The organism is Flavonifractor sp. An100, assembly GCF_002161175.1.
Lineage (GTDB): Bacteria > Bacillota > Clostridia > Oscillospirales > Oscillospiraceae > Lawsonibacter.
Genome location: NZ_NFMA01000002.1, coordinates 204,111 through 224,324, shown reverse-complemented (window position 1 = coordinate 224,324; position 20,214 = coordinate 204,111). Strand labels below are relative to the sequence as shown.

Annotated in this window: 22 protein-coding genes and 6 tRNA genes; 8 read left to right on the top strand and 20 right to left on the bottom strand. The window is 49.9% G+C overall.

Going from position 1 to position 20,214, the window contains the following annotated elements:
* Window positions 1–596 precede the first annotated feature (596 nt).
* The 7 genes from B5E43_RS02380 to B5E43_RS02355 form a co-directional block, all read right to left on the bottom strand.
* Window positions 597–1,568, bottom strand: coding sequence for a hypothetical protein (locus B5E43_RS02380; RefSeq protein WP_143382923.1), 972 nt, complete (start codon window positions 1,566–1,568; stop codon window positions 597–599).
* Between the two features lie 56 nt (window positions 1,569–1,624).
* Window positions 1,625–1,951 (bottom strand): hypothetical protein, encoded by a 327-nt coding sequence (locus tag B5E43_RS14815; RefSeq protein WP_143382922.1) that lies wholly within the window; start codon window positions 1,949–1,951, stop codon window positions 1,625–1,627.
* A gap of 87 nt (window positions 1,952–2,038) precedes the next feature.
* Window positions 2,039–2,113 (bottom strand) — tRNA-Cys (locus tag B5E43_RS02375).
* 29 nt (window positions 2,114–2,142) lie between these two features.
* Window positions 2,143–2,218 (bottom strand) — tRNA-Gly (locus B5E43_RS02370).
* A 32-nt stretch (window positions 2,219–2,250) separates the two neighbouring features.
* Window positions 2,251–2,326: transfer RNA gene (locus B5E43_RS02365), tRNA-Phe, on the bottom strand.
* 35 nt (window positions 2,327–2,361) lie between these two features.
* Window positions 2,362–2,438, bottom strand: a tRNA-Asp gene (locus tag B5E43_RS02360).
* A gap of 31 nt (window positions 2,439–2,469) precedes the next feature.
* A tRNA-Val gene (locus tag B5E43_RS02355) sits at window positions 2,470–2,545 on the bottom strand.
* A gap of 264 nt (window positions 2,546–2,809) precedes the next feature.
* Here B5E43_RS02355 and pfkA point away from each other — a divergent pair.
* Window positions 2,810–3,811, top strand: a complete 1,002-nt coding sequence (gene pfkA, locus B5E43_RS02350) for a 6-phosphofructokinase (RefSeq protein WP_087393249.1) — start codon at window positions 2,810–2,812, stop codon at window positions 3,809–3,811.
* Window positions 3,812–3,862: 51 nt separating this feature from the next.
* Here pfkA and hslO read toward each other — a convergent pair whose 3' ends face one another.
* From hslO to B5E43_RS02335, 3 genes are read right to left on the bottom strand one after another with little or no spacing between them, the layout of a single operon-like run.
* The gene (gene hslO, locus B5E43_RS02345; RefSeq protein WP_087393247.1) at window positions 3,863–4,744 is read right to left on the bottom strand and encodes an Hsp33 family molecular chaperone HslO; all 882 of its coding nucleotides are present in this window, start codon (window positions 4,742–4,744) and stop codon (window positions 3,863–3,865) included.
* A 3-nt stretch (window positions 4,745–4,747) separates the two neighbouring features.
* Window positions 4,748–5,500 (bottom strand): class I SAM-dependent methyltransferase, encoded by a 753-nt coding sequence (locus B5E43_RS02340; RefSeq protein ID WP_087393245.1) that lies wholly within the window; start codon window positions 5,498–5,500, stop codon window positions 4,748–4,750.
* The gene (locus B5E43_RS02335) at window positions 5,497–5,793 is read right to left on the bottom strand and encodes a YerC/YecD family TrpR-related protein (RefSeq protein WP_087393244.1); all 297 of its coding nucleotides are present in this window, start codon (window positions 5,791–5,793) and stop codon (window positions 5,497–5,499) included. Before B5E43_RS02335 ends, B5E43_RS02340 begins: the two co-directional genes overlap by 4 nt.
* A gap of 153 nt (window positions 5,794–5,946) precedes the next feature.
* Here B5E43_RS02335 and B5E43_RS02330 point away from each other — a divergent pair, with 153 nt between their 5' ends.
* The 4 genes from B5E43_RS02330 (at window position 5,947) to B5E43_RS02315 (ending at window position 8,070) form a co-directional block, all read left to right on the top strand.
* Window positions 5,947–6,648 carry an RsiV family protein gene (locus tag B5E43_RS02330; RefSeq protein WP_158098940.1) on the top strand — a complete coding sequence of 234 codons (702 nt, stop codon included), beginning with the start codon at window positions 5,947–5,949 and terminating at the stop codon, window positions 6,646–6,648.
* Between the two features lie 80 nt (window positions 6,649–6,728).
* Window positions 6,729–6,802, top strand: a tRNA-Gln gene (locus tag B5E43_RS02325).
* Between the two features lie 139 nt (window positions 6,803–6,941).
* Window positions 6,942–7,550 (top strand): hypothetical protein, encoded by a 609-nt coding sequence (locus B5E43_RS02320; RefSeq protein ID WP_087393240.1) that lies wholly within the window; start codon window positions 6,942–6,944, stop codon window positions 7,548–7,550.
* Window positions 7,551–7,575: 25 nt separating this feature from the next.
* Window positions 7,576–8,070, top strand: a complete 495-nt coding sequence (locus B5E43_RS02315) for a carboxypeptidase-like regulatory domain-containing protein (protein ID WP_087393237.1) — start codon at window positions 7,576–7,578, stop codon at window positions 8,068–8,070.
* Between the two features lie 319 nt (window positions 8,071–8,389).
* On the opposite strand, the gene B5E43_RS02310 is transcribed toward B5E43_RS02315, so the two are convergent.
* From B5E43_RS02310 to B5E43_RS02300, 4 genes are read right to left on the bottom strand one after another with little or no spacing between them, the layout of a single operon-like run.
* Window positions 8,390–9,565: an AAA family ATPase gene (locus tag B5E43_RS02310; protein ID WP_087393235.1), complete on the bottom strand. Its 1,176-nt coding sequence runs from the start codon at window positions 9,563–9,565 to the stop codon at window positions 8,390–8,392.
* Window positions 9,555–9,890 (bottom strand): hypothetical protein, encoded by a 336-nt coding sequence (locus B5E43_RS14810; RefSeq protein WP_143382921.1) that lies wholly within the window; start codon window positions 9,888–9,890, stop codon window positions 9,555–9,557. The genes B5E43_RS02310 and B5E43_RS14810 overlap by 11 nt, the downstream gene beginning before the upstream one ends.
* Before the next feature lie 2 nt (window positions 9,891–9,892).
* Window positions 9,893–10,966, bottom strand: coding sequence for a site-specific integrase (locus tag B5E43_RS02305; protein ID WP_140402101.1), 1,074 nt, complete (start codon window positions 10,964–10,966; stop codon window positions 9,893–9,895).
* A 2-nt stretch (window positions 10,967–10,968) separates the two neighbouring features.
* Window positions 10,969–11,163: a helix-turn-helix domain-containing protein gene (locus B5E43_RS02300; protein WP_087393233.1), complete on the bottom strand. Its 195-nt coding sequence runs from the start codon at window positions 11,161–11,163 to the stop codon at window positions 10,969–10,971.
* Between the two features lie 302 nt (window positions 11,164–11,465).
* Here B5E43_RS02300 and B5E43_RS02295 point away from each other — a divergent pair, with 302 nt between their 5' ends.
* Together B5E43_RS02295 and B5E43_RS02290 are read left to right on the top strand one after the other, a co-directional pair.
* The gene (locus B5E43_RS02295; protein WP_087393231.1) at window positions 11,466–11,954 is read left to right on the top strand and encodes a helix-turn-helix transcriptional regulator; all 489 of its coding nucleotides are present in this window, start codon (window positions 11,466–11,468) and stop codon (window positions 11,952–11,954) included.
* An 87-nt stretch (window positions 11,955–12,041) separates the two neighbouring features.
* Window positions 12,042–12,671, top strand: coding sequence for a hypothetical protein (locus B5E43_RS02290; protein WP_087393229.1), 630 nt, complete (start codon window positions 12,042–12,044; stop codon window positions 12,669–12,671).
* Window positions 12,672–13,160: 489 nt separating this feature from the next.
* Here B5E43_RS02290 and B5E43_RS02285 read toward each other — a convergent pair whose 3' ends face one another.
* From B5E43_RS02285 to B5E43_RS02260, 6 genes are all read right to left on the bottom strand, one after another.
* Window positions 13,161–14,663 (bottom strand): Lsa family ABC-F type ribosomal protection protein, encoded by a 1,503-nt coding sequence (locus B5E43_RS02285; RefSeq protein WP_087393226.1) that lies wholly within the window; start codon window positions 14,661–14,663, stop codon window positions 13,161–13,163.
* Window positions 14,664–14,969: 306 nt separating this feature from the next.
* Window positions 14,970–16,154 carry a plasmid recombination protein gene (locus tag B5E43_RS02280; protein ID WP_343214259.1) on the bottom strand — a complete coding sequence of 395 codons (1,185 nt, stop codon included), beginning with the start codon at window positions 16,152–16,154 and terminating at the stop codon, window positions 14,970–14,972.
* 445 nt (window positions 16,155–16,599) lie between these two features.
* The gene (locus B5E43_RS02275; protein ID WP_087393222.1) at window positions 16,600–17,754 is read right to left on the bottom strand and encodes a helicase RepA family protein; all 1,155 of its coding nucleotides are present in this window, start codon (window positions 17,752–17,754) and stop codon (window positions 16,600–16,602) included.
* A 3-nt stretch (window positions 17,755–17,757) separates the two neighbouring features.
* Window positions 17,758–18,078 carry a hypothetical protein gene (locus B5E43_RS02270; RefSeq protein WP_087393220.1) on the bottom strand — a complete coding sequence of 107 codons (321 nt, stop codon included), beginning with the start codon at window positions 18,076–18,078 and terminating at the stop codon, window positions 17,758–17,760.
* 3 nt (window positions 18,079–18,081) lie between these two features.
* Window positions 18,082–19,158, bottom strand: coding sequence for a site-specific integrase (locus B5E43_RS02265; RefSeq protein ID WP_087393218.1), 1,077 nt, complete (start codon window positions 19,156–19,158; stop codon window positions 18,082–18,084).
* A gap of 13 nt (window positions 19,159–19,171) precedes the next feature.
* Window positions 19,172–19,360, bottom strand: coding sequence for a hypothetical protein (locus tag B5E43_RS02260; RefSeq protein WP_004010379.1), 189 nt, complete (start codon window positions 19,358–19,360; stop codon window positions 19,172–19,174).
* Window positions 19,361–19,525: 165 nt separating this feature from the next.
* Between B5E43_RS02260 and B5E43_RS02255 the strand changes: the two genes are divergently transcribed.
* Complete coding sequence (locus B5E43_RS02255) at window positions 19,526–20,083, top strand: helix-turn-helix transcriptional regulator (protein WP_087340666.1); 558 nt, start codon at window positions 19,526–19,528, stop codon at window positions 20,081–20,083.
* Window positions 20,084–20,214: the final 131 nt, after the last annotated feature.

Here is a 20,214-nt window from a genome sequence, read left to right as displayed (position 1 = left end):
AATCCATTTTAGTGGCCATCCTGTCAATGCACCATGTCTGCGGTGACCATGCACCATTTCAGCGGTCTGGCTGCACCATTCGTGCGGTCTAAGGGCACCGTTTCAGGCGGCGTATTCACATAACGGACGGCTGCTGGCGCAGCTCCACGGGACTTTCACCCCCGCGTGGTTCTCACGCGGCCCTACCCATAGATAAAAAGTCTGGAGAAAGCTATTACCAACACCAACAAAGAATGATGGACAAACAAAGTATAAGTGCCAAATATCCGATTCCTATGGAAAAGTAAAAAAGCCCCCCATGGCTGCCACGGGAAGTGGTAATCCATGAGGGGCTTCGTGGAGGGAGAGCTGGGGAGTTCGAAACACTTTTGTTCCTTAATAGCCCTCTATGCATCTCCCAAAGCGTGAATCTGGAAAAACGGAACTAGATTTTCAACTTTCAAACTTTTTTCTCCTATTTCGCCCAATATTTTTCTTGAAACGCAAAAACACCGCACTTTTGTGCGGCGTTTTTGCTGTGCATCTTTTTTGTCAACACATTCTGTCTTGTCCGTAAGGTATAGATGCCATTTTCTCCCAGCCAACCCAAATTCAAGTTATTGTATCTCCCCTAAATGATGATAAATTTTATTTAGGTTATCCGCAATAGTATCAGCAGTTGAATCTACTTGTTGAGCAGCATACATATAAAAGGCAGTTTCTGTCGCTTCCCAAAGTTCTTCATACTTACATATTTCTCCATCAAGATAGCAATCTAAATCGTCCATAACACTAAACCAATAATCTGTCGATACAAAATTGGGGGCTTCAAAATCTTCTTTCCAATTATATAAACTGTTTTTTCCTTCATAATAACCAATTAAATCATCTTGAGCTAGACAAAGCATAAATATTTCCTTTGTATTATCTATATCTCCATAATTAAACTCCAATTTATCAATATTTTCCTGTATAATGTCCGGATGACTAGGAGGTATAAATTCCGCCCAACAGCTTGCACTGATTAGAACATCTGAGTCTCTATCAAATGTTAAAGTGTACTTCAAATTATTTCGAGTAATATTAGTAGTACCGCAATTTCCGTCATAATCATAGTTATCATATAATTCGAATTTACTTCCCCAAAAGTCTTCAGCGCTTTCCAAAGAACCACCAATCATTACCGCTCCATCAATGATCATTTTGTCGGCAAAGGTCTCAACTCCCCAGATTTTATCATCCGGATTCGGATTCCAATCACTGTCATATTCAACAGTGCTATAGTAAAAATTGTATGGACAATCATCGTACGTTATATACATACCGCCAGACCAACAATCAACAATGTAATCGTTCCCATATTGTGATATAATATCTGATACCGTATGACCTATTAGTGAAGCAATACCGTTCTCCGAATCTGCAACTGGGATTGCCTCCAATACTAATTCAGCCTTAAGTTCCGGATATTCAAGGAAAAATGTAGTGTCTTGAGCAGAACAAACCAGCGTAATATAATCACCAGATTTTAACAAAAGAAGCGAATCCAAAGTTGATTCGTCTTGAAAATAGACCCTAAGTTCATCCATGGAAAACAAACCACTATCTTCATTCTCGGATAGTAATAAATAATAAGAATCTTGTTCTAATCCCTTTCAATACTTCGAATATATCCTTCAGCCACTATCATTACATTTTGCTGATTATAAGTTCTTTCAGCTAGTGCAACATTATCTTTCCATTCAGTGATAAGTTGGTTCACTGTTTTTTCATAAATTATGGTATTGGAATCACTGCAATGAAAAGAAAAAATTTGCCCTTTCAAATTTTTATATTCATAATCTATCCCGCTAGAAGATTCCGAAGACAACTCATTTTCATCGACATCCCTATCCACACTACCACAACTACATAAATATAGAGGAATAAGTACAATCAAAAACAGTGAGAATAAAAATTTTCGACAGCTCATAATTTCTCCCCCCAGCGCAAAAAACTATAGTATCTACATTACTAAAATAAAAAAATCGGAGCAAGCAATCTCATGCTTGCTCCGATTTGGAGGTGCCACCCAGATTTGAACTGGGGAGTGGAGCTTTTGCAGAGCTCTGCCTTACCACTTGGCTATGGCACCATATGGAGCAACACAGTGCTCCAAAAAAATGGAGCGAGTGACGAGGCTCGAACTCGCTACCTCCACCTTGGCAAGGTGGCGCTCTACCAGATGAGCTACACTCGCATAAGCTTCCCCACAGGAAATCTATGAGGAAGTGGTGCCTCCGGTCGGAATCGAACCAACGACACGGGGATTTTCAGTCCCCTGCTCTACCAACTGAGCTACAGAGGCATATTTCTTTTGACACACTCAAAAGAAATAAAAAGTGGCGACTCGGAAGGGACTTGAACCCTCGACCTCCGGCGTGACAGGCCGGCGTTCTAACCAACTGAACTACCGAGCCAGGTAGTCCGGGGGGATTCCTAGGGTCAAAGTGGTGGGAACAACAGGGCTCGAACCTGTGACCCCATGCTTGTAAGGCATGTGCTCTACCAGCTGAGCTATGCTCCCCGGTTTGCCCCCGCTCTTGCGACGGCTTGATCATTATACTAAACTAAATCCGACTTGTCAACAGGAAAAACAAAATTTAGCATAAATTTTTTTTGCGTCCCAACAGAGACTATGATGGAGCCGATACTACCTTATTTTCCATCCTCTCCCCCTTCTTGACATTCGTTTTTAATAATGACATAATGATTCCAGTTTCCTACATTACTATAGGTAAGACCAGGTTCCCAATGTGAGTGGGGACCGGATATCAAGGAGGGTCGGGATATGGACAGTCAGGTGAAACGGATCGGCGTGCTGACCAGCGGTGGCGACGCCCCCGGTATGAACGCTGCTGTTCGCGCAGTAGTTCGTACTGCCGTGAGCAAGGGAATTGAGTGCGTTGGCATCCGTCGTGGTTGGAGCGGCCTTATTAACAGCGATTTTGTTCGGATGGAGAGCTCCAGCGTTAGTCACATTATCAATAAGGGCGGAACCATTCTTTATACTGCCCGCAGTGCAGAGTTTATGCAGCCCGAGGGGCGGGAAAAGGCGATTGCTACCTGCAAACTGTTAGGGCTGGACGGCATTGTGGCAATTGGCGGCGATGGAACCTTCCGCGGCGCATTGGCCCTCTCCCGTCAAATTGGAGAGTCCGGTCAGCATTTGTCCGTAGTTGGGATTCCTGCTACCATTGACAATGATATCGGCTGCTCTCACTACACCATCGGCTTTGACACCGCCTGCAACACGGCTGTGGAGTGCATCGATAAGCTGAGAGACACCATGCAGTCCCATGAGCGTTGCTCGGTGGTAGAAGTGATGGGACGCCATGCGGGCTACCTAGCTCTCTATGTGGGCATCTCGGTAGGCGCCACTGCTGTACTCATTCCTGAGCGCCCCGTTGACTTTGAGACAGACGTGGTGGAGAAAATCCGTCGCGCCCGTCTAGCCGGCACAACCCATTATATGGTTGTGGTTGCCGAAGGTGCTGGTAGTGCCTTTGAAATTGCCAAGCGGATTCAGGAGGAAGTGGGCATTGATCCCCGCGTAACTGTGTTGGGCCATATTCAGCGCGGCGGTTCTCCCACAGCCCGCGATCGTGAAACCGCCAGCCGTATGGGCTATGAGGCCGTCAATGTCTTGATGGAAGGAAAAGGCAACCGGATTATTGCCACCCAGGACGGTCGGATCGTGGACCTGGACATGGAGGCTGCGCTGGCCATGCATAAAGAGTTTGATATGGAACGCTACAATGTTTTGCAGGCACTGACCAACAGCGGACGTTAACAATAAATGGGCGGGAGATAAAATCTCCCGCCCATATTTTATGCTCCACGCTTAGCTCATACCACGCAACAGCTCTCCCAGCTCCTCCCGGGTGTAGGAATATACCCGGTCGCAAAACTGGCATGTCAGCTCTGCTTGCCCCTGTTCCTTCAGAAGAGACGATAATTCCTCGCGTCCCATACTGATCAAGGCTCGGGTCACTCGTTCCCTAGAACAGTAACACCGGTATTCCACCGGATGCTTTTCCAAAATCTCCAACGAGAACTCTGACAGCACGGCACGCAACAGGCCTTCTCCATCCAAACCGCCCTCCAGAGCGTGACTGACCGACCCTACCTTCTGCACCCCGCGCTCAATGCTGGAGATGATCTCTTCTCCCGCCCCCGGCAGCAATTGGATCAAATATCCCCCTGCTGTTGTCACGCTCTGATCCGTCCCAACCAACACGCCCAGCGCACAGGCGGTAGGAATCTGCTCGCTCTCCACAAAATACATGGCCAGATCGTCTGCAATCTCACCGGAGAACAGACCGATGGAACCAATATAGGGTTCCTTCAGTCCGATATCCTTCATCACAGTCAAGGTTCCGTTCTGTCCTACAGCAGCTCCCACATCCAGCTTTCCTGGGTACTTCTCCACCAGTTCCACATGGGGATTCTGAACATAACCGCGCACATTTCCCTGGCAGTCAGACACTGCCAATACGGCACCTAACGGCCCCCCTCCCTTGATTTGAAGGGTAACAGAGCCATTTTGTTCCTTGAGCATATCTCCCATCATGGAGGCGCCCATCAAAGCCCGCCCAAGAGCAGCTGTGGCCATAGGCAGCAGCATGTGAATATTCCGCGCCCGCTCCACAATCCCTTTAGCGGTAATAGCCGTAGCTTTCACATAACCATCTGCTGTGATCGCTCTTACAATTTCATCGCCCATGGTTTAGCCATCCTTTCTGGCCACAAAAAAGATCCGCTCCTCCCCGTCTACAGGAGCGCGCATCTTTAAATTGCCATACACCTTAATATCCCGGAAACCTGCCTGCTGCAAATAGTTCGTTAATTCCTGCCGGGTATAGGCCCGTTCCCGGTGCAGTTCTTCTCCTCGCACCCACTGCCCCGTCTCACCATCCAGCCGAAATAGATCCATAAAATAAGCACAGATGCGGCTGCGGCGGCTATATTCCGCCCGCCAGACACAGTAGGTATCCTCCGTCTCGTCCAAAAACACCTGGCCGTCTAGACCCTCCAGCTTCTCCGGCGTGTTGACATCAAATAAGAAAAGGCCTCCGGGCATCAGGAAAAGATGCACTCGATCAAAGGCCCGCTGCAGTTGCATGGCATTAGTCACATAGTTTATGCTGTCCAGACAGCAAACACAAGCGTCAATGGTACCATACAAATCCAGCCGGTCCATGCTTTGGCACAAAAAAATGGGCTGGATCCCCTGGATATCCCGGTTCTTTTCCACCGCCTCCGCCAACATCTCCGATGAGAGATCCACTCCTATCATCTCATATCCCCGCAGAGCTAACTCACGGGTCAAAGAGCCGGTACCACACGCCAAATCCAGCACAGTATTCCCTGGCAGTCCCCACTTGTGGAACTGCCGCTGTATATAGTCTGCCCACACTTCATAATGGACATCATAGGTCAGTTGATCATAGCATCCCGCCAAAAACTCATAGCTACTCATGACTGCTGTCCTTTCAGGCGGGGGATGATGGTTCGATAGCCGTCTGCTCCATAGTGCAGGCATCGGTTCACTCGACTAATCGTGGCGCTGGAAGCTCCCGTCCGCTCTAAAATCTCACTGTAGATCAGCCCCTCGTCCAGCAGCATGGCAACTTCCATCCGCTGCTCCATCGCCTTCAATTCGGACACGGTGCACAGATCCTGCAAAAATTTGCGGCACTCCTCTTCATCCTTCAACGCGGCAATAGCCCGATACAGCGTATTACTGGATGGCTTATCCAAAAACTTAGACATGGAGTTCTCCTTTCCCGTCCACTACGGTTTTATCTTTTTATTATTTTAACACACTAAAATATGAAAGTAAACAAAAAAATATCTTTCTCTGTGCCCATTCCTGCGTTTCGGCATAGGATGGGGAAAGAAAACTGGAGGAGAGGAGGCTTCTTTATGGAGCACACTGACCACACAGCGCCCCAATCCATAGAGGTGCTCTGGCAGGAAGATACCCGCATTCTGACCTTAGAGGGAGAGCCGGTATTGGAGTACCACGTGTCCTGGCCTGAGTTGCGTGGTACTGGGCGCAGTGGAACAAAGATCAACCGCTATTATCGCCGTCTGATCAAAAGCTGGAGACAACGCTGGGAGCGGGAAGTCTACTGGAAGGCCTGCTTGAACCTGGCAACCCTGCGTGCTAACAGCCATCCTTTTGTATCCTGGAAGGGGAGCTTGCGCGGTGAAGTCACCCTTTTTACCGAACACCTGCTCAGCATCCGCATGACGGGTCAGGAAATCAGGGGAAATCGCCCTCCTAATCAAGTGCGTTGGGGCGACGTGTGGGATATCCAGGAAGGAGCCCCTTACCCAATCCACGCTCTCTACTGCTCCTGTCACCGCTGGAAGCAGAAGTTAATTTCTCAACTTAAGAAACTGGCCGCCGACCAACAGGCTTCGGCATCTCGCTTTCTGCTCCCGGGATGGGAACACGGACTTCAAACCTTTTTCCCAAAAGAGGATTATTGCCTAACCGCCCAAGGCATCGAAATAGCTTATCCCCAAGGTTCCATTTCTCCTATGGCAGAGGGCACGCCCGTCTTTCAACTCCCTCTCTCCTGCGCATCCGAGACGCAAAAAATACCGCCAAAAAAATAATTGGAAAAAATCATTTTCCCCCTTGACATTCTCGAATTGTTTGCTATAATAACATTCGTGCTTCGGCACAGCAATCAAATAGCGGGATTGTGTAAGGGTAGCACGACAGACTCTGACTCTGTTTGTGAGGGTTCGAATCCTTCTCCCGCTGCCAAAACACCGTGGACAAAATTGTCTACGGTGTTTTTTTATTTTCTTTTCTCCCGCTGCCCCTTAATGCAACACAGCCACTGTTTTGCAGTCCCTTCCCCCACAATATAGCTGCTGCATACAATGGGTTGGAGGGAATTATCATGCGTTCAAACCAATCTTGTAAACTATCTTTACGTGCCATTTTATCTACAATCCACCCTGTAGACCTGGCCCTTCTTTTGATCATGGCCATACTCCTTCTTCAATCGGTCTATAATATATTTATCTGCTCGGGTACCCAACAGTCCTCTAACGAAATTGATATTATTGTCCGCACATCCGCCGCCTCAATTTTTGGTTACTTTTTAAGCGGAAATTTTATGCGCCATTCCGGTTCCACTTCAGCCTCACCCCCCTCTGACCAAGCGCATATAATGGAGACAGCGGACAACAGTCAGACGCAATCTCCTAACTTTTCTACCTCTACCGAAATCGCACCTCCCACGCTTACCAAAACCTCGGAAACAATGGAGCAAGACTTTGTTTCTTCCCCAGACCCTGTACAGGTAAGCTGTCTCCAAGTTTGGATTGCGGCTGGAATCGGGCTGTTCTGCCTGATCACCCTGCTGCTTCTACGCAATACGGAACATTGCAACACTGCCGCTCAATCCGATTCCGTTGCGGCAACAATAGTTCAGTTTCGAGATTTCATCTCTGGCTGTGTTGGCTTTTTGATTGGCCACCCCACACAGCAAACCAATCAAACTTGATTAACTCATCCAGGAGGTCATTACTATGGCAGATATGAAACAGGATCTACTTGGCTTACAATTTAGTCAGAGTTTTCCCATTCAGGGTATGCAGGAGGCTAATATCGACCTGGAACTGCCCCCTGCATCTGCTGCGTCAGCCACTGTATTCGGCGTTGTAACGGATGGCACCGATCCTATTCCCGATGCCACCGTCAAGCTTTTTGACAGTACTGGAACACCCTATCGCCATACCTTAACTGACGAAACCGGCGCCTTTACAATCTCTGAAATCCCCACCGGAACTTACAGTCTTGGCGCTGTAAAAACTGGTTACTTGTTAAGCAGTTTGGCCGGCGTAACCTTATCTGAGGGCTCCAGTGTCCAAATGGATCTGGTCTGTACTGCTGATGCCACCTTAAATTTAGGGACTATTGCCGGAGTCTTGACTGCTACCGATCTGAATGGGCTCACCACACCTTTAGCCGGAGCACAAATCACGCTAGCCACACACAAGTCCGGCAAGCAATGCGTGTGTTAATACACACTCACATTTCCTGCCATCTGCTTGTTGAGGGCAGCGCCCCCAAGCCCCTTCTGAACACAGAATTTCATTCTGTGGCTGCGCGTTCTCTGAACGCTTTTTGACCCTGTACCCGGTGCCCTGTTTCGAGGCATAGGGTGTCGTGAATCGCGACATCCTCTGGTACTTTTAGGGCCCCCTAAAATGGGGCTCCCTCCTGGAAGATGAGGTGGTAAAATACCACCCCAGTTGTTCCTTTCCGTGACGGTGGCGACGGTCGCAACGGTGCTGGGAGTACCCCTCAAAACACCGTCGCGACCGTTGCGAGCGTCGCGCTTTACCCGATTACTTCAAACGCGGGGGCTTCCACCACCATGTAAGTCAGCCGGATACGCCGTCCGGCGTGCTTGGTCTTGTTCTCGTACTTCACCTGATGCTCTTCCAACAGTCGGCTGGCATTCACATTCAGATGTTTGGTGAGCCGGTTTACTGCCATATCCGTTTGAATCGCCTGGGCCAGCTCAGTGGGACTGCCTTCCCATTCGCGGTTCTTGGAGGATACAATCTTTGCCACGGCTTCCAGCACCGGGTCTGGAGGCTGTTTCCAAAGCTCATTCTCTGCATGGTCGAGACCCCAAACCAGGTTCTCTTGGTCTTTGCTCAGATACAGCCGCTGATCCGGCTGGTCTCTGCCCACCACCTCCAGAGTGGCCTTGCTATCTGTCCGCTTTTCCTTCTGCATCAGGAGCGCCCCATCCGCACAGCCCAACAAGCCGGTGGTGCCCGAGATCATCTCAAAACTATCTCCCGCAGGCTGCTTCCTGGTGTGGTGGACGATCAGGATGCAGACGCCATATCGGTCAGCAAATTGTTTCAGCTTGCCGATTACCTCATAGTCACTGGAGTAGCTGTAACTGTCGCTCACCGCCTCCCGGACTTTTTGCAGGGTATCCACAATAATCAGTTTGGTATCACTGTGTTCCCGGACGAACTTTTCCAGCTGTTCATCCAGACCACCACCAATCATCTTAGCATTGGTGGCAAAGTGGAGGGAGCTTGTCCCCTCCACTCCGAACATTCGGAACATCCGGCGCTGCAAACGGCTCTCGTCATCTTCCAAAGCAAGATAAAGGACAGTCCCCTGATGGACCTTGTAGCCCCACAAGTCCTGCCCGGTACTAACATGGTGAGCGATCTGCGCCACCAGGAAGGACTTGCCGATTTTCGGCGCTCCGGCAAGGATGTACGCTCCTGTATAGAGCAGGTTTTCAATTACCGCAGACTTGCCCTCGAACACATTGTCCATCAGCTCGTCCAGGGTCACAGTATGCAGGTAGGCTGGGTCGCTCATGCAGCGCATCTTCCGGTAAAGTTCCTCCAAATCTCTTTCGGGGGAATTGCTTTTTTCGTCTGGGTCTGGTATAGTGGTCTTGGAATTTTGAGAGATTGACTGCCCATCATCTGCGCCAACAGATGAGCCCTGGGCGGTCATTTTCTTTTTATCATCGGTCATAGGCAAAATCCTCCTGCATCCCGTTCATAATGGTGGCAATCATCTGGATGGTGTCCAGCAGCTCATCGTTTACGCCCTGACCGGACTCGATCCGGCGCAGCTCATCCAGCACAGCGGCCAGCTGGTCCCGCAGTGCTTTATAGACCCTGGGGTTGCCCTGCACCACCACATCCCGGCAGAGCAGCCGCCGGATGATATAATCCTGTTTGGTCAGGCCGGTAAGCTTCACTGCCGTTTCGATCTGGGCGTCCTCCTCCGGAGAGACCCGGAAAGCCACGGTCTTGTTCCTCCAACGGTTGTGCTTGTCCAAATTCTTTGCTGACATTTTTAATTGCCCCTTTCCATGTTCAATTTATCCGCCATCTCCGCCTGCTTGGACGGAAACAGATGCGCGTAGTTGTAAGTGATGTCGATGCTCTCATGGCCCACCCGGTCCGCGATGGCCGTGGCAGAGAAGCCCATATCGATCAAAAGTGAAACCGCACTGTGACGAATATCATGGATTCTGATACGCGGCACCCCAGCTTCCTTGGCTCCCCGATCCATCTCCCGGTGAAGATAGCTCTTGGTAACAGTGAACATTCTGTCGTCTGGCCCGATTCCGTAGAGCATCTTGATGTAATCCTGGATTTCTTCGGCCAGAAACTGCGGTATGGTAATGACCCGATTGCTCTTTTCCGTCTTGGGGGTAGTAATCAGATCCTGGCCATTCAACCGCTGATAGGATTTATTGATGGTAACGGTGCGCTTCTCAAAGTCAAAGTCCGCTGGGGTCAGGGCCAGCAGCTCCCCCTCTCGGATACCGCACCAGTAGAGCATCTCAAAGGCATAGAAGGATAGCGGCTTGTCCATCATCACCTCGGCAAATTTCAGGTACTGTTCCTTGGTCCAGAACATCATCTCTCGGTTTTTCTTTTTGCCCATACTGCCCGCCTTCTTGCAGGGATTCTCCCGGAGGTTGTAGTACCGAACCGCGTGGTTGAAGATGGCGCTGAGTTGGTTATGGACCGTCTTGAGGTACACAGGCGAGTAGGGTTTACCGTTCTCGTCCTTGTGATTCAGCATCTCGTTTTGCCAGGTGATGATCTGCTGGGCAGTAATGTTGCACATCTTCAGCCTGCCGAAGTAGGGCAACAGCTTGGTACGGATAATATGGTCCTTAGTGGCCCAGGTGTTTTCCTTGAGCCGGGTCTTCATATCCGCCGTGTAGAGGTCCACGAAGCTCTTAAAGGTCATGTCCAGATCGGCGCTGGTCTTATTGAGCTGTTCCCGCTCCCATGCCTGTGCCTCCCGCTTGGTCTTGAAGCCCCGCTTCTGGGTCTGCTTGCGTTCGCCGTTCCAGTCGGTGTAGCGGTAGACCGCCCGCCAGGTGTTGGTCTTTTCTTCCTTGTAGACTGCCATGATTAGCCCTCCTTTCCCGTCTTGCCGTAGCAAAACTTCTCCATGAAAAAGTTCCGGTTGACCCGCCCGGCGATGGTCAGATAGCCCTTGTCCCGGAGTTCGGCGTTGAGCTGGTGGATCACCTTGTAGGCGTGGGACTTGGAGATACCCAGCTCCTGGGCCACTTCCTCCACGCGCATAAAGTTTTGTGCCTGCATTGAAAATACCTTCCTTTCCTCGTTGATGGCTGCTGCGGATGGATATTGTGTTTCATAAATGCCTCCTCACTTTCGTCCGCCACTTTTTTCCCGGATGTATAACCAGGGATTACGGCAGTTCTTTTTTATTTATTGATTCTAAGCTATTATGCTTAGTCTATTGTCATTATACTAAGCAAAATAGCTTGTGTCAATCAGAGTACGCAAAATAAATTAAATAAAATTGTTTAGGATTCCCTTGACTTTACTAAGCATTTCTGCTACGCTTTTCCTAAAGACAACCAACGATTGGAGTGGATGATATGGCGATTGGCGAACGGATTCACTTTTTCCGGCTCCTGAGAGGAATGACACAGAAATATCTTGGTATGGCGCTGGGCTTCCCGGAGAAGTCTGCCGATGTGCGCCTTGCTCAGTATGAAACAGGATCAAGAACCCCTAAGGCAGACCTTACTGCTGCCCTAGCCCAGATACTGGATGTCTCGCCCCATGCCCTCTCTGTCCCGGATATAGACTCCTATGTGGGGCTGATGCACACCTTGTTTACCCTGGAGGACAACTACGGGCTCAAAATCAGCGAAACGGATGGAGAAGTCTGCCTGAAGGTGGATGTGCGGAAGAACAAGGATGCCGCCCGGCTGCATGAGATGCTCTGTTCCTGGCAGCAGGCCGCTGCCATGCTGGAGACGGGCGAAATCTCCAAAGAGGATTACGACAAGTGGCGCTACCACTATCCGGAGTTTGACAAAGCCCAGAACTATGTGAAGGTGCCGCCCCAGGACCTCTTTTGACCCCCTCACTTGTAGGCCACAGGAGAGGCTGTTTGTTGCGTAGAAAAGAAAAATTTGGAGTTCACTTGAAGTTAGAGGTGACATTGTATGTTTAAGTCCCTATTTTCTCAGAAACCTAAAATTAAAGGCATCATCGGTTATTTGGGCTTGGAATCTTTTTGGCTATCATGCACACCTCAAGAGCAAGATGCTCTTACCAGATATCATCAAGGTGGGCTTGGTGCATGTCCGGGTTCTTCTCCTATAAAAGGTGATGTATCTTATTCTTCCAGCACAAAACTGAAGTACTTTTCCGCAATGATTGGCTGGGCAGTTTCTGAGAAGAACTACTCTCTTGCCGATAAAATAATTAGTGCAGGTAAAGACTTAGCAGTTAGCGAAGCAGAGCTTCTGGACGCTCACTATTTTTGGCAGGAAGCCGCCGAATGTTATTACAAGCAGAGAGATTGCAGACCAGATGCGATTGATTTAACAATCGAATTTTGCTTGAAAGATATCCAGATGTTCCCTAAATATGTAAAGCCAATGCAAAAAGAGTTCGGTTGTATTCCACGAATCACAACCTTTCAGCGGCTTGCAATTCTTTACGAAAAAGCCGGGCAGTATAAAGAGGCCATTGAAATTTGCAATTTGGCAATAAAATATGGATTAACCGATTCAACTAAAGGGGGATACCCTGCAAGGCTTCAAAAGCTTGAGAAAAAACTAAACGGCTAAACTCATATAGGAACCAAAATAAAAAGAGAGCTAACTGACTAATCAAAATCAGTTAGCTCTCTTTTTATGAATAATGAAAAAATGTTGCCAAATCGTTGCCACAGAGGGCATTAACCCCTCAAAAACCCAGTCATATCAGGCTTTTCCGGGTCTCTGAAATCATTCCCATTCGGCAAATTCAGATATATAGGGGTGTATTTGAGGTGATTTCACAGGGAAAACTTTCGCAATTATGTTAATATTTCACCTGTTATTTGGGACACCTCGTTTTCTTAGTATCAAAATAGTATCACAGAAAACCAGAGTTTGCAAGAGTTCCGGGCTTTGCAAGTACCTGTCGAAATTGGCCTCAATTTGAGGCCAATTTCGGCCACTGACCTCCACTCAAAATCAAAGAAGGCAGGCAAGCACCCCTGGGGCTTGCCTGCCTTGATAACCGCAGAGCAAGACCGGGCAGGGCTGTCAATGGCGGCGCATGAAATGCGCCGTTCATCTTGACCATTGACAGCTTTGACCGGGAGTGCTTTCAATATATACTGTTTTTGTAGCAATCGTATTTCTGAAAGCAAGATCATGTTCTACGAAGATCATTGTAGGAGAAAATTCCCTAATCAGATTTTCAATTTGCATTCGGGAATAGATGTCAATATAGTTAAGAGGTTCATCCCACACATACAGATGTGCTTGTTCACAAAGGCTTTTTGCTATCAACACTTTTTTCTTTTGTCCCGCTGAAAAATCTTCCATTTTCTTTTCAAACTGTATTCGTGAAAAATCCATTTTCCGTAAGATTGCCTTAAACAAAGTTTCATCAACACGATTGGCTTCCGCAAACTCTGATAACGACCCGTTCAGCATAGAAGTATCTTGAGGTACATAGGACAATATCATGCCAGAACCTATTGCAACTGTCCCACGATGTTCTATTTGTTGCCCGACCAGTAGCTTTAGAAGGCTCGTTTTCCCAGAACCATTTTTCCCATCAAGGGCAATGCGTTCTCCCTGTTTTACTGTAAACGAGATTGGCTGGCAGACATTTTTGCCGTCAAAAATCGGTACAACATCAGAGAAAGTCACTAAGGTATCTGAAAAATAAAGAAGCGGAGCGATTTTCAAATCTTCTACGGTTTCCAAATTTTTGAGAAGGCCGGACTTTTCCTCGATTGCCCGTTGCTGCCGCACTTCGATAGCCTTTGAGCGTTTCATCATTTTGGCAGATTTGTGACCAATATACCCTCGGTCAACCGGGCCGTTCCCATATTTTGACGCTTCAATTCGGTCTGACCAGACAGAAGTTCTTTTAGCGGCCTTTTGCATATTATCAATGCTTTTTTTCAGCTTCACATTTTGAGCGAGTTCAAATTCTTGTTGACGCTGGAAGTTGGTGAACCAAGTAGAAAAATTTCCGCTTTGCACTTCGATGTTTGACCGATTGATCGACAGGATATGGTCAACACAGCCATCTAAAAAACAGCGATCATGAGAGACTAAGATAAATCCCTTTTTCCGTTTCAGGTATGCTGAAACGGTTTCTCTGGCTTTCATATCCAAATGGTTTGTCGGTTCATCAATCAGTAAAAAGTGTCCATCATTCAGAAATAGAGCGGCAAGCAGCACCTTGGTCTGCTCTCCATTGGAAAGCGTAAAAAATGGCCTCCAAAGTACATCATCACGGACTTCCAGATAGGATAGTTCTCTCAACAGCTCCCACTCTTCCGCCAGCGGGCAGACTTCCGAGAGAATATCCGTAGTTAATCTGTTTTTGTCGTTCACAGGATATGGAAAGTAATCAAATTGCACAGAGGCTTGTATTTTCCCGTGGTATTCGTACTTTCCAAGCAAGAGATTTAGAAAAGTTGTTTTCCCTCTACCGTTTCTTCCAACAAACCCAAGTTTCCAATCTGTATCAATTTGAAAATTGACATTTTCAAAAATGTTATCATAGCTGGATGGATAGGCAAAGGTAAGGTTCTCGACTCGGATCATCGACATATCGCATTCCTCCTTTATTCCAGGGATCAAGAACATAAAATAAGAGCTGCAAGAAAGTCAATTCTTGCAGCTCGTCACAGCATAATAGTACCACCCCTATCAAGAGTGATACGCCTACGATATATCGAGTGAATAGACTTTTAACTTTCTTGCAATGGGTACAATGGTACTGTAAAACACAGTATCACTGTATATTCCAATTTATTTGCAAGAAAAGTTAATCATCTTTCCACCTCACCTCTAATGTTTTTATTAGCGTATCATAAACGCATGGAATAATCAAGTATAAAAACAAATCCTTTACTTTCACCGCTCCCCCCGATCAACAGAGCGCCGGGGCCGCTTTCGGCCTTTCTCCGCCTGTTCCCGCTGTTTGTCCGCTTGTACCGCCACCTCCACTTGTTCGGGGCCAAAGACCCGCTTGACCCGCTCATAGTCGGCGGAGACTTGCCGCAGGGCCTTATTTTCTAACTTGACCTCCTGCAATCGGTCAGACAGGCGGGCGTTGCTCTCCCTCACCCGGCCATAGTCCCCTTGCAGACGCTCAAATTTTCCCCGCAGCTCCACATAGGCCAGATACAGGGAGCGCAGCACCTTGACGATTTGGGCCAACAGGGGTTTGGCCTTTTTCTCCCGGTAGGCCCGGCCTGTTTCCAGCGTTCCCGGCTCCGGCAAAATCTCGTCCGGGTCGGCGGAGAAGTCCGCAGCCAACCGCTCCATGTTCTTTACCGCCGGGGCCAGTTCTTTGAGCCGCCGTTCCTGGCTCTCTACTAGGCTTTCTTTCTCCGCCTTGACTGTATCCAGGACGGCGACCTCCTTTGCCCGCTGTTCCTTCTTATAGTCCAGTACAGACAGGTGCTTGTCATGGGTTCCCTTGTCCTCCCACTCAATCCCGTGGCGCTCCATAACCAGGGAAAGCCGCTCCTTTTCCGAGCGCACCCACTGGCTCCACTCCGTGTCACCTCTGGTGCCGCCCTTGAACCCCTGGGCCGCTAACGCCTGTTTCAGAGATACCCTGGTGTCCAGCCCTCGCTTGCTCCCCGTGGTAAACGGAACAAAGTCAATGTGCAGATGGGGCGTGGCCTCGTCCATGTGGAGGTGGGCGGAGAACACCCGGAGTTGGGGATTGCGCTCTTGAAAGCCCTTCATGTACTCGTCCAAAACCGCTGCCGCCAGCTGCCCCTCCTCGCTGTCGGCGCTCATATCGTCTCGATTGCCCACTTGCAGAATGATTTCGTGGAACGGCTTTTCCTGCTTGCCCGAGCGGATTTTCTCATAGTAATCCTCAATCCTTCTGTCGGCCCTGGTCTGTTTAGCGTTGTAGCGCTCCAGAGCCTCGTCAAAGAGTTCATGGTACACCGTCTTGATATTCTCCTGGCAGTAGGTGACATTCAAATGGGAGCGTTCCGGATCGGTGTTCTTGGCGTGGAATTTTCTGCTGTTATGGTTCACTGATCCTTGGCCCACCATGGCGCTGATCGTCCTTTTCAAATCAATCCCTCCTTCCTTTTCCGCCGCGCAAGCGGCGGGCCTTTGTTACTTTCTGCGAAAGTAACGCAAAAGCACTTTTGACAGCCTTACGGCCATCAAAAGCGCATTTGCGCCCTACGGGGTGGTGTGGGGGCTTTGCCCCCGGCAACTGCGGTTGCCTCCCCCAGCAGGGCCGCCCTTTGAAAAGGGCACCCTGCACCCCGCCTAAACTTTGTCACTCGCCGTTGGGCAGGGTGGAAAGGCCAGGGGCCTTTCCACCGCCCGGCAAGTGTTTTCCGTGGGGTGAAAGTCAAGGGGTACGGGTTGTATTGCCTTGCGGCAATCTCCACCCGCAGGTATGCCCCCTTGACTTTCGCCCCCGCTCCCCGTGACAGCCGTGACGACCGTGACGATGTTTTGCACACCGCCTCCGCACTCCAAAAAGCTGTCACAGCTGTCACGGTCGTCACGCCTGGGGTTCCTCCAGCGTGAGCTTGATACTCCGTCCTGCATGGGTTCGGGCGCTTTCATAGCGGATGTGGTACTCATAGGACAGCCGCCATGCCCGGACATTCAGCCGCATAGCCAGGGCATTGGGTTTCATATCCAGCCCCAGGGCGGCGACAAGTTCCGTGGCCGTCCCTCTCCACTCTGGCCGTTCCGCCGTCACCAGGGCAGCAACAGCCTCCAACACCGGGTCGGGCGGCTCCTGCCGCAGCTCCGTTTCCCGCCGCTCCAGCTCCCACACAAGCCGTTCCTCGTCCCGTTTAAGGTAGAGGCGCTGGTCTTGCTGATCCCGCCCGGAAATGTCCAGGGTGGCGGCGTTGTCTGTCCGCCGCTCCTTTTGGAGCAGGAAGGCCCCGTCTGCCGCACCCAACAAGCCGTTGGTGCCGGAGATCATATCAAACTTGTCATCGGCCTGCTGCTTGCGGGTGTGATGTACCACCAGGAGGCAAACCCCACTTATATCGGCAAACCGTTTCAGTTTGGTGATTACCTCATAGTCGTTGGCATAGCTATACTTTCCGCCGTCCTCCTCCCGTACTTTTTGCAGGGTGTCGATGATAATAAGCCGGGTGTCCGGGTGTTCCCGGACAAAGCCCTTTAACTGCTCCTCCAGGCCGCCGCCGAGCTGCTTGGCTCCGATGGCAAAGAACAGGTTTCCGGTACTCTCTACCCCAAACATTCGGTACAGCCGCTCCTGTAAGCGGCGGTGATCGTCCTCCAGGGCCAGATAGAGGACTGTCCCCTGGCGCACCTCATACCCCCACAGGGAAAGGCCCATACTCACATGATAGGCAAGCTGGGCCATGAGAAAGGACTTTCCCACCTTAGGAGCGCCCACAAACAGATATGTCCCCGCATAGAGCAGACCGTCTATCACAGGAGGTCTGCCGGGGTACACCTGCTCGTAGAGGTCATTCATAGACACGGTAGGCAGATAGGCCGGGTCGTTGACCCGGCTTATCTGCCGCATGATTTCCTCCAAATCTCTTTCCGGGGACTTGTGTTCTGCCACACCCTCTGCTATACTTTGGTTAGGTTTTTGTGAGAGCGACTGTCCCCCGTCTGCTGCAACAGACGGATATGGGACGGTCGTTTTCGTTTTCAATCCATCCATCTATCAATCCTCCTTCATGCCGTCCATGATGGCGGCGATCAGCCGGATTGTGTCCAGCAGCTCCCCATCCACGCCACTCCCGGCCTCGATACGCCCCAGTTCTTCCAGAACGGCGGCAAGCTCGTTTCGCAGGGCTTTATACACCCTGGGATTGCCCTGTACCACCACATCCCGGCACAGCAGCCGCCGGGTGATGTAGTCCTGCTTGGTAAGGCCGGAGAGCCGCACGGCGGTTTCGATTTCCCTGTCCTCCTCCGGGGACACCCGGAAAGCCACAGTTTTATTTCTCCAGCGGTTGTGTCGGTCAAAATTTTTCGCTGACATGATTTAGGCCCCCTTTCGCTCCATGTCCAGTTTGTCCGCCATCTCTGTCTGCCGGGTGGGGAACAGGTGGGCGTAGCGGTAGGTAATATCAATGCTTTCATGTCCCACCCGGTCAGCGATTGCCAGGGCCGTAAAGCCCATGTCAATGAGCAGGGAAATGTGCGAGTGCCGCAGGTCGTGTATTCTGATCCGCTTGACCCCGGCCTCTTTCGCCCCCCTGTCCATCTCCCGATGGAGGTAGGATTTTGTCACCGTGAAAATGCGGTCGGTGGGTTTCGCCCCATACAGGCTCTTGATATAGTCCCGCATTTCTTCACAGAGAAAAGCGGGCATTTGAATGACCCGGTTGCTCTTAGGGGTCTTGGGGTCAGTAATCACATCCTTGCCCTTGATCCGCTGGTAGGACTTGGAGATGGTGACGGTCTGTTTCTCAAAATCGAAGTCGCCAGGAGTGAGGGCCAGCAGCTCCCCCTCCCGGACGCCGCACCAGTAGAGCATTTCAAAGGCGTAATAGGAGAGGGGCTTGTCCATCATGGCCTCAGCAAATTTCAGATACTCCGCCTTTGTCCAGAACAGCATTTCCCGTCCCTTGGGTTTTCCCATGTTGCCCGCCTGGGCAGCGGGATTGACCTTTAAGTTGTAGTGGCGTACCGCATGGTTGAACACAGCACTCAACTGATTGTGCAGCGTTTTTAAGTACACCGGAGAGTAGGGTTTGCCGTTCTTGTCCCGGTAATTGAGCATTTCATTCTGCCAGGCGATGACCTCTTTTGAGTGAATGTCGCACATCTTCCGCTTGCCGAAGTACGGCACCAATTTCTTGTAGAGGATATGCTCTTTCGTCCCCCAGGTGTTTTCCTTGATACGGCCTTTCATGTCTGCCACATAGACAGCCACGAAGTTTTCAAAGGTCATTTCCAGGTCGGCGGTCTGCTGTTGCAGGAATGTCCGCTCCCACTCCAGAGCCTCCCGCTTGGTGGGAAAGCCCCGTTTCATTTTCTTTACTTTCTTGCCCGTCCAGTCCTCGTAGTAAAAGGACGCATACCATGTGCCCTTTGCCTTGTCTTTGTATGCCGGCATTGTGGTTCCCTCCTTACTGCCTGTCCCGCAACCCATAGAATTTTTCCTCGAAGTAGCGCCTGCTCACCCGTCCGGGAATGGTGAGAAAGCCTTTTTTCTTCAACTCCTCGTTCATCTCCCGCACCAGCTTGTAGGCGTAGGGCTTGGAAATCCCCAGCTCCCTGGCGACCTCCTCCGCCCTCACAAACAGCTCCTTTTCCATAGTTAGCACCTCCTTATTTTTGTTTCGCAAATATGTTAATATCCGCATTGTCATTATACATTAACGCCGATGTTAATGTCAAGAATTTATTTCGCATTTTTGTTAATATATATCTTGCATATTTCGCTTATTTGCGCTATACTATCCTCAAAGGCGGTGAATGATATGACCGTAGGGGATAAAATCAAGAAAATCCGTACCTTTCGGGGCATGACGCAAAAGGAATTGGGCCTTGCCATCGGTTTGGAGGAAAAGGGTGCGGACAACCGGATTGCCCAGTATGAGACGAATTACCGTGTCCCGAAACGGGAGCTGCTGGACAAGATGGCCGAGGCGCTGCGGGTAGACCGCCAGAACTTCTACACCATCGCCCCCGGCTCTGCCGAGGACTTCATGCGGACATTTTTCTGGCTGGACGAGGACAGCCCAGGCTCTATCCGCCTGTTCCAGCTTGTCCGCAATCCCAGCAAGACAGGGGCCTCCGATGATACCAGCGTGCGCTACAATGACAACGACGACTGGCCCATCCATCCTCCCGTGGGGATTTATTTTCAGTACGGACTTGTAGATGAGTTTATGCACGAATGGCTATTGCGCCAGCAGGAACTTGACGCCGGGGAGATCACCAGGGACGAATACTTTGAATGGAAACTCAACTGGCCTTACACCTGTGACGATAGCAAGGAAAGTCAGTATTATGTCACCTGGCGGAAAAATAAATAAGACAAGCAAAAAACCGCCCTGCTGAATTTGTCGTTCAGCAGGGCGGTTTTGCTTGTCCCTTTGTGATTATTCTCTTGGGAATACCGGGCGAACACGAATAGTATCAATCCAGTATCAAGAGCCACAGCGAC